Origin of the sequence: Burkholderia sp. BCC1985 (genome assembly GCF_905339915.1) — a bacterium.
GTDB lineage: Bacteria > Pseudomonadota > Gammaproteobacteria > Burkholderiales > Burkholderiaceae > Burkholderia.
Genome location: NZ_CAJPGY010000086.1, coordinates 1 through 9,632 on the forward strand (window position 1 = coordinate 1; position 9,632 = coordinate 9,632).

General features: G+C 66.0%; 3 protein-coding genes and 1 pseudogene. 3 read left to right on the forward strand and 1 reads right to left on the reverse strand.

From position 1 onward, the window contains the following. Positions 1-539, reverse strand: a pseudogene (locus U4Z31_RS36510) (ion channel); the annotation flags it as partial. Between the two features lie 561 nt (positions 540-1,100). On the opposite strand from U4Z31_RS36510, the gene U4Z31_RS36515 reads away from it, so the two are divergent. The 3 genes from U4Z31_RS36515 to U4Z31_RS36525 form a co-directional block, all read left to right on the forward strand. Continuing rightward, complete coding sequence (locus U4Z31_RS36515) at positions 1,101-3,293, forward strand: type I secretion system permease/ATPase (RefSeq protein ID WP_321812949.1); 2,193 nt, start codon at positions 1,101-1,103, stop codon at positions 3,291-3,293. Then, positions 3,277-4,701: an HlyD family type I secretion periplasmic adaptor subunit gene (locus U4Z31_RS36520; protein WP_124489852.1), complete on the forward strand. Its 1,425-nt coding sequence runs from the start codon at positions 3,277-3,279 to the stop codon at positions 4,699-4,701. Before U4Z31_RS36515 ends, U4Z31_RS36520 begins: the two co-directional genes overlap by 17 nt. Positions 4,702-4,793: 92 nt before the next feature. Next, positions 4,794-9,632 (forward strand): beta strand repeat-containing protein (locus tag U4Z31_RS36525; protein WP_321812950.1); only part of this gene is annotated, 4,839 nt, incomplete at its 3' end.

The window sequence follows — 9,632 nt, forward strand, 5'->3', positions numbered from 1 at the left end:
TCACGATGACCGTCGACGGATCGACACCGCTTTCGAGCAGCTCGCGCACGGCGATCGACCCCGACAGGCCGTAGCCGCACACGACGATGTGATCGGACAGTTGCTTCTGCAGGCGTTTCATGCGGAATTCCTCGATGACGCGCTGGATCACGAACTGATACGCCGTGCCCAGGAAGATGAACCAGATGCCGATGCAGATCGGCACGATGAGGAATGCATCGATCAGCCGCGCCCGCGCGGTGACCGGCACGATGTCGCCGTAGCCAACCGTCGCGACCGTGACCATCGTGAAATAGACGAGATCGGCGATGCCCATCGGCGTGCTCTTCGTCGAATCGCGCAGGCCGTCGCGATCGAGATACAGCACGAGGAACGCGAGCGCGCACAGGAACACGACGAGGGCGAGGCGGAACAGCAGCGTGCGATGCGGCGACGTCGCGGGGCGCGTGAACAGCGTGCGCGCGCGGCGCCTACCACGGATTGCGGGCGCGCCGCAGGCGAGAGCGCAACGACCGGCGCTGGGCGGATGGCGAAGCCAACGGGCAATCTCCTGATGGATAAGGGGTCGATTCTACGATGGGCGGGCGCGCCTGCGGCAAGCCTGCCGGCCCCCGGCCTTACCACGTTGCATCGGCGATACGTCGCGACACCCCGGACGTTTCATCGCTGAAACATTTCTCGAGGCCGGGCCCAGCGCCCCGCTTGCGCCACGGCGACGGTTCGCCACCGCCCTGCTGCCCTGCCATCTTGATCCGCGCACGAGAGCGTGAGCGCCGCCGCGCATCGCGCCGCGCACGTCCGCAACGCCACGCGCATTCATTCGTATCAGATCCGAAACCAAATCGCCATTCGCGCCGGCCGGCCGGCTCGCGCAAGCACGCACCGCCGTGCTGCGCGCGCCCACCATCCCATCTGGCCCGCTACTTGCTGTTGCTCCGACGTAAGGCAGTAGTCGACAAGCAGTCGCACCAAGCGACGGACATCGAACGAATAACATCGGGGTAGCGCATGAGCAAGACAAAGCGCTTGACGGCGGGGATATCCGCGCCGGGGGGACTGCCGCACCAGTCCGACCGTCACCTGCGTGGCGGCGTACTGTAATGCACGCCGCCACGACGGAAGCCGCGGCGGGCGCGGCAGGCGCGCGTGCATGGGAGCTGCCCCACGGATCGGGCATCGAGGACGATCCGCTGCTGGGCTGCCTGCTCGTGTTGACGCGGCTGTTCGACCGGCCCGTGGGCGCCGACGCGCTCATGGCCGGCCTGCCGCTGGCCGGCCAGCGCCTGACGCCGGCGCTGTTCATCCGGGCAGCGGCGCGCGCGGGCCTTTCCGCCAAACTGGCCCGGCGCGCGCTCGACGACATCCCGGACGCGGTCTTGCCCGTCGTGCTGCTGCTGAACGACGGGCAGGCGTGCGTGCTGGTTCGCAGAAACGCGTCCGGCACCGTGCAGGTGATCCTTCCCGAAACCGGCTGCGGCGAGGCAGCGCTCGCCCCGGCCGAGCTCGCGCAACGCCATGCCGGCCTCGTGCTGTTCGCGCGCCCCGCCCACCGGTTCGACGCGCGCGACGCGGAAAGCGCCGTGCCGCGCCCGCGCAACTGGTTCTGGGGCGTGGTCGCGCAGTCGTGGCCGATCTACGCGGAAGTGATGCTCGCGTCGATGCTGGTCAACCTGTTTGCGCTGGCCATGCCGCTGTTCACGATGAACGTTTACGACCGGGTCGTGCCGAACCACGCGCTCGAGACGTTGTGGGCGCTGGCGGCGGGCATCGTGCTCGTGATCGTGTTCGACGTGGTGATGCGCACGTTGCGCGGCCATTTCATCGACATGGCCGGCAAGAAGATCGACGTGATCCTGTCCGCCAACCTGTTCGAAAAAGTGCTCGGCATCCGGATGGCCGCGCGCCCGCCGTCGGTCGGCGGATTCGCGTCGCAGATCCAGGAATTCGAAGCGGTGCGCGATTTCCTCACGTCGGCCACCGCGGCGGCGCTGATCGACCTGCCGTTTTCGGTGGTGTTCATCGCGGCGATGTTCTGGGTCGGCGGCGGGCTCGGCTGGCTGCCGCTGATGGCGCTGCCGCTCGTGATCGGCGCGGGCGTTGCCGTGCAGGGGCCGCTCGCGCGGGCCGTGCAGGCCAGCCAGCGCCACGCGAGCCAACGGCAGGCGCTGCTGATCGAAACGCTGGTCGGCCTCGAAACGATCAAGGTCAACGGCGCGGAAGGGCCGATGCAGGCCCGCTGGGAGCAGTTGCTGGGCGAGATCGCGCGGCTCGGGCTCAAGTCGCGCCTGCTGTCGGGATGCGCGGTCAATTTCGCGATGTTCTCCCAACAGGTGGCCTATCTCGCCGTAGTCCTGTGCGGCGTCTATATGATTGGCGACGACCGCCTCACGACCGGCGGCCTGATCGCCTGCACGACACTGACGGGCCGCGCGCTGGCGCCGATGGGCCAGGTGGCGTCGCTGCTGACCCGCTACCACCAGTCCCGCAGCGCGCTGGCGTCGATCAGCGGCGTGATGAACCTGCCCGGCGAGCGCCCGGCCGACCAGCGCTTCGTGCACCGGCCGGCGCTGCGCGGCGAGATCGAATTCCGGAACGTCGGCTTCGCGTACCCGGGCCAGAGCGGCACGTCGCTCGACGGCGTGTCGTTCCGCATCGCCGCGGGCGAGCGCGTCGGCATCATCGGACGCGTCGGCTCGGGCAAGACCACGATCGAAAAACTCATCCTGGGGCTCTATCCGCCCGCTTCCGGCAACGTACTGATCGACGGCGTCGAGCTGCGCCAGTACGATCCCGCCGCGCTGCGGCGCGGGATCGGCCACGTGCCGCAGGACGTGATGCTGTTCAACGGCACCGTGCGGGACAACATCGTGCTGGGCGCGCCCGGCGTGGACGACGACGCCGTGCTGCGCGCCGCGCAGGTCGCCGGGGTCGCCGACTTCGTCAACCGCTTGCCGAACGGCTTCGATCTCGCCGTCGGCGAGCGCGGCGAAGCGTTGTCCGGCGGACAGCGTCAAGCGGTCGCGATCGCCCGCGCGATGTTGCTGTCGCCGCAGGTGCTGTTGCTCGACGAGCCCAGCAGCGCGATGGACAACCGGTCCGAGGAACTGTTCAAGGGGCGGCTCGCGGCCCGCCTCGAGGGCCGCACGCTGCTGCTCGTCACGCATCGCCCGTCGCTGCTCACGCTCGTCGACCGCCTGATCGTGATGGATCAGGGCCGCGTCGTCGCCGACGGCCCGAAGGACCAGGTCCTGGCCGCGCTTGCAGGGAGGACGCTCCATGTCGCTGCTGGCTGAACCCGACGGCGCGGATACGCCGACGATGAACCGCGCCGCGGCGCTCAAGGCGCTGGTCGCACGGATCGGCGCGGCCCTCAGGCCGCGCGCCGACGATACGGCGTTCATGCGCGAACGCTGCGCTGCGGCAATGGAAGGGCCGCGCTATTTCAGCCACTGGATACTCTGGGCGACGCTCGCCTTCTTCGTCGTCGCCCTCGCCTGGTCCGCGTTCGCCGAAGTGGACGAAGTGACCGTCGGCGAAGGCAAGGTGATCCCGTCCAGCCGGGTGCAGGTGGTCCAGAACCTCGAGGGCGGCATCGTCTCCGAGATCATGGTGCGCGTGGGACAGGTCGTGCAGAAAGGCCAGCCGCTGATGCGCATCGACGATACGCGCTTCACGTCGTCGTACAAAGAAGGACAGGCGAAGGATGCCGCGCTGCTTGCCCGGATCGCGCGCCTCACCGCCGAGGCGAACGGCGCCGCGTTCGTCGCACCCGATCGGCTGGCGCAGACGAGCCCCGGCCTGCTGGACGAAGAGCGCTCGCTGTTCGCATCGCGCCAGCGCGAATTGCAGGCCAATCTGGACGTGCTCAGGCAACAGGCCGAACAGCATCGCCAGGAGCTCGCGGAGAAACGTTCGCGCCAGGCGCAGCTGCAGCATAGCTATGGCCTCGTCGCGAAGGAGCTGGCGCTGACGAGCCCGCTCGTGCAGAAAGGCGCGGTATCCGATGTCGAAGTCCTGCGGCTCGAACGGCAGGCCAATGACATGAAAGGCGACCTCGACGCGACGCGGCTGGCGATGCCGCGGCTGGAAGCCGCCTATCGCGAAGCGCGCCAGAAGATCGACGAAACGACCGCGCACTTCCGCGCCGACGCGATGAAGGAGCTGAACCAGGCGCGCGCCGAACAGTCCGCGCTGAGCGCGGCCAATGTGGCGCTCGAGGATCGCGTCACGCGCACGCTGGTGCGGGCGCCGCTGAAGGGCATGGTCAAGCAGATCAAGATCAACACCGTCGGCGGCGTGATCCAGCCGGGGATGGACCTGCTGGAGATCGTGCCGCTGGACGACACGCTGCTGATCGAAGCGCGCGTGCGGCCCGCGGACATCGCGTTCCTGCATCCGGGGCAGGACGCGACGGTCAAGCTCTCCGCGTACGACTTTTCCATCTACGGCGGCTTTCCGGCCGTCGTCGAGGACATCAGCGCCGACACGATCGTGCCCGACCGCCCCGGCGAGAAACCCGACAGCTACTACCGCGTGCTGGTGCGCACGCGGCAGAACAAGCCGAGCGGCCGCAGCCAGCCGGTCGCGATCGTGCCGGGCATGATCGCGACGGTCGACATCCGGACCGGCCGCCGGACCGTATTGCATTACCTGCTCAAGCCCGTCATCAAGACCAAGGAAATGGCGTTGCGCGAGCGCTGATACGAAGACCGATTTGCAGATCCGCAGGCGAGCCCGCATGGGGCGGCGAAATGCCTGCATCAATACACATCAGACAGGACGGGGAGCACGACATGGCGACGACTTCGAACGGCACCGCGGTGTCCATCAGCAATACGCCGCAGGCACAAGACGATGTGTTCATGTCGGCGCAGACAGGGCTCACCGACAATGCACTCACCACCGTCTACCTGAACGTGATGGCGAACGATCTCGGCGGCGCGGCCAAGACGCTCTACTCGCTCGACTCCGGCACCGAAGCGACCGTCGCGCTCGAGCAGACCGCGCTGCTGACGCAGGACACGGCGAGAGCCGAAGCCGTGAGCATGGATTACAGCGCGCACGGCGCGCACATCTGGGTCACGTCGGACGGCAAGGTCGGATACGATGCGAGCCATCTCGATGCGTCATGGCTGTCGAACAGCTTCAATACGCTCGGCTACGCGCAGGACAGCTTCACGTACGCCATCCGGTTGGGCAACGGCACGCTGAGCTGGGCGACCGCCTATGTCGATATTGCACCGCCCGCCCCTGTCGTCGCGCTGGCGCACGACACGGGCAGTTCGGCCACCGACCACATCACGTCGGACTGCACGCTTTCGCTCGGCGGGATCGCACACGGCGCGACCGTTCAGTACAGCACCGACAACGGCGCGCACTGGAGCACCGGCTTCAGCGCGGTCGAGGGAACGAATACCGTGCTGGTCCGGCAGGTCGACATCGCCGGCAATGCGTCGGCGGCGGCGTCGTGCTGTTTCACGCTCGATACGGCTGCGGCTGTGGCGCCTGGTGTGGCGCTGGCGATCGATTCGGGCAGTAGTGCTGTTGATCACGTCACGAATGTCGGTACGCTGAATGTGACCGGGGTTCAGAGTGGCGCGACCGTGCAGTACAGCGTCGATAATGGTGCGCATTGGAGTACCAGCTTCGGGGCGGTCGAGGGTGCGAACAATGTGCAGGTGCGGCAGGTTGACGTCGCGGGCAATGCGTCAGCGGCGACGTCGTTCAGTTTCACGCTTGATACGTCGGCTGCCGCGCCCGGTGTGGCGCTGGCGGTCGATTCGGGCAGCAGTGCTGTTGATCACGTCACCAATGTCGGTACGTTGAACCTGACCGGCATCGAAACCGGCGCCACCGTGCAGTACAGCGTCGATAACGGTGCGCATTGGAACACCAGCTTCAGTGCCGTCGAAGGGTTGAACAACGTGCAGGTCCGGCAGGTTGACGTCGCCGGCAACACGTCGGCGGCGACATCGTTCAGCTTCACGCTCGATACGGCGGCGGCTGCGCCGGGTGTGGCGCTGGCGGTCGATTCGGGCAGCAGCGCTGTTGATCACGTCACCAATGTCGGTAAGTTGAACCTGACCGGCGTCGAAACCGGCGCCACCGTGCAGTACAGCGTCGACGGCGGTGCGCACTGGAACACCAGCTTCAGCGCGGTCGAAGGCACGAACAACGTCCAGGTCCGGCAGATCGACGTCGCCGGCAACACGTCGGCGGCGACGTCGTTCAGCTTCACGCTCGATACGTCGGCTGCCGCGCCCGGTGTGGCGCTGGCGGTCGATTCGGGCAGCAGCGCTGTTGATCACGTCACTAATGTCGGCACGTTGAACCTGTCCGGCATCGAGAATGGCGCCACCGTGCAGTACAGCGTCGATAACGGCGCGCACTGGAGCACCAGCTTCGGTGCGCTCGAAGGCGTAAACAACGTGCAGGTCCGGCAGGTTGACGTCGCCGGCAATACGTCATCGGCGACGTCGTTCAGCTTCACGCTCGATACGTCGGCTGCCGCGCCCGGTGTGGCGTTGGCGGTCGATTCGGGCAGCAGCGCTGTCGATCACGTCACTAATGTCGGCACGCTGAACCTGACCGGCGTCGAAACCGGCGCCACCGTGCAATACAGCATCGACAACGGCGCGCACTGGAACACCAGCTTCAACGCCATCGAAGGCACGAACAACGTGCAGGTCCGGCAGATCGACGTCGCCGGCAACACGTCGGCGGCGACGTCATTCAGCTTCACGCTCGATACCTCGGCTGCCGCGCCCGGTGTGGCGTTGGCGGTCGATTCGGGCAGCAGCGCTGTTGATCACGTCACTAATGTCGGTACGTTGAACCTCACCGGCATCGAAACCGGCGCCACCGTGCAGTACAGCGTCGACAACGGTGCGCACTGGAGCACCAGTTTCGGTGCACTGGAAGGCACGAACAACGTGCAGGTCCGCCAGATCGACGTCGCGGGCAACACCTCGTCGGCGACGTCGTTCAATTTCACGCTCGACACGTCGGCTGCCGCGCCCGGGGTGGCGCTCACCACCGATTCCGGCAGTAGCGCGTCCGACCACGTCACCAATGTCGGCACGTTGAACCTGACCGGTGTCGAATCCGGCGCCACGGTGCAGTACAGCGTCGACAACGGCGCGCACTGGAGCACCAGCTTCAACGCCATCGAAGGCACGAACAACGTCCAGGTCCGGCAGACCGATATCGCCGGCAACACGTCGTCGACGACGTCGTTCAGCTTCACGCTCGACACCTCGGCGGCTGCACCGGGCGTTGCCCTCACCACGGATTCCGGCAGCAATGCGTCCGATCACGTCACCAATGTCGGCACGCTGAACCTGTCCGGTGTCGAAACCGGCGCCACTGTCGAATACTCGATCGACGGCGGCCACACATGGAACACCAGTTTCAGTGCCATGGAAGGCCTGAACGATGTGCAGGTCCGGCAAACCGATATCGCCGGCAACACGTCGTCGGCGACGTCGTTCAATTTCACGCTCGACACGTCGGCCGCCGCCCCCGGCGTGGCCCTCACCACCGATTCCGGCAGCAGTGCGTCCGATCACATCACCAATGTCGGCACGCTGAACCTGGCCGGCGTCGAAACCGGCGCCACTGTCGAATATTCGACCGATGGCGGTCATACGTGGAGCACCAGTTTCAGCGCCACCGAAGGCCTGAACGACGTACAGGTCCGGCAGACCGATATCGCCGGCAACACGTCCGATCCGACTTCGTTCAGCTTCACGCTCGACACGTCGGCTGCCGCCCCCGGCGTGGCGCTCACCGCCGATTCCGGCAGCAGCGCATCCGATCACATCACCAATGTCGGCACGCTGAACCTCACCGGCATCGAAACCGGCGCCACTGTCGAATACTCGATCGATGACGGTCATACTTGGAATACGAATTTCAGCGCCACCGAAGGCGTGAACGACGTGCAGGTCCGGCAGACCGATGTCGCCGGCAACACATCGTCGGTAACGTCGTTCAGCTTTACGCTCGATACGTCGGCGGCTGCACCGGGCGTGGCGCTGACCACCGATTCCGGCAGCAGCGCTGTTGATCACATCACCAATGTCGGCACGTTGAACCTGTCCGGTGTCGAGACCGGCGCCACCGTCGAATATTCGACCGATGGCGGTCATACGTGGGGCACCAGTTTCACCGCCGTCGAAGGCGTGAACGACGTACAGGTCCGCCAGACCGATATCGCCGGCAACACGTCCGATCCGACGTCGTTCAACTTCACGCTCGACACCTCGGCCGCCGCACCCGGTGTCGCACTCATCACCGATTCGGGCAGCAGTGCGTCCGACCATATCACCAATGTCGGCACGTTGAACCTGTCCGGTGTCGAAACCGGTGCCACCGTCGAATATTCGATCGACGGCGGCCATACCTGGAACACCAGCTTCAGCGCGACCGAAGGCCTGAACGACGTACAGGTCCGGCAGACCGATATCGCTGGCAACACGTCGTCGGCAACGTCGTTCAGCTTCACGCTCGACACGTCGGCGGCTGCGCCCGGTGTTGCCCTGACCACCGATTCCGGCAGCAGTGCGTCCGACCATATCACCAATGTCGACACGTTGAACCTGACCGGTGTCGAAACCGGCGCCACCGTCGAATACTCGACCGATGGTGGTCACACCTGGAGCACCAGTTTCAGTGCCACCGAAGGCATGAACGACGTGCAGGTCCGGCAAACCGATATCGCCGGCAACACGTCGTCGGCAACGTCGTTCAGCTTCACGCTCGACACGTCGGCGGCTGCGCCCGGTGTTGCCCTCACCACCGATTCGGGCAGCAGTGCGTCCGATCACGTCACCAACGTCGGCACGCTAAACCTGACCGGTGTCGAAACCGGCGCCACCGTCGAATATTCGATCGACGGCGGTCACACCTGGAGCACCAGCTTCAATGCCACCGAAGGCGTGAACGACGTACAGGTCCGGCAGACCGATATCGCCGGCAACACGTCCGATCCCACGTCGTTCAGCTTTACGCTCGATACCTCTGCGGCTGCACCCGGTGTCGCCCTCACCACCGATTCGGGCAGCAGTGCGTCCGATCACGTCACCAATGTCGGCACGTTGAACCTGGCCGGTGTCGAGACCGGCGCCACTGTCGAATATTCGACCGATGGCGGTCATACGTGGAGCACCAGCTTCAATGCCGTCGAAGGCCTGAACAATGTGCAGGTCCGGCAAACCGATATCGCCGGCAACACGTCCGATCCGACTTCGTTCAACTTCACGCTCGACACGTCGGCCGCGGCGCCCGGTGTGGCCCTGACCACCGACTCCGGCAGCAGTGCCTTCGATCACGTCACCAACGTCGGCACGCTGAACCTCACCGGTGTCGAGACCGGCGCCACCGTCGAATATTCGATCGACGGCGGTCACACCTGGAGCACCAGCTTCAATGCCACCGAAGGCGTGAACGACGTACAGGTCCGGCAGACCGATATCGCTGGCAACACGTCCGATCCCACGTCGTTCAGCTTTACGCTCGATACCTCTGCGGCTGCACCCGGTGTCGCCCTCACCACCGATTCGGGCAGCAGCGCGTCCGATCACGTCACCAACGTCGGCACGCTGAACCTCACCGGTGTCGAGACCGGCGCC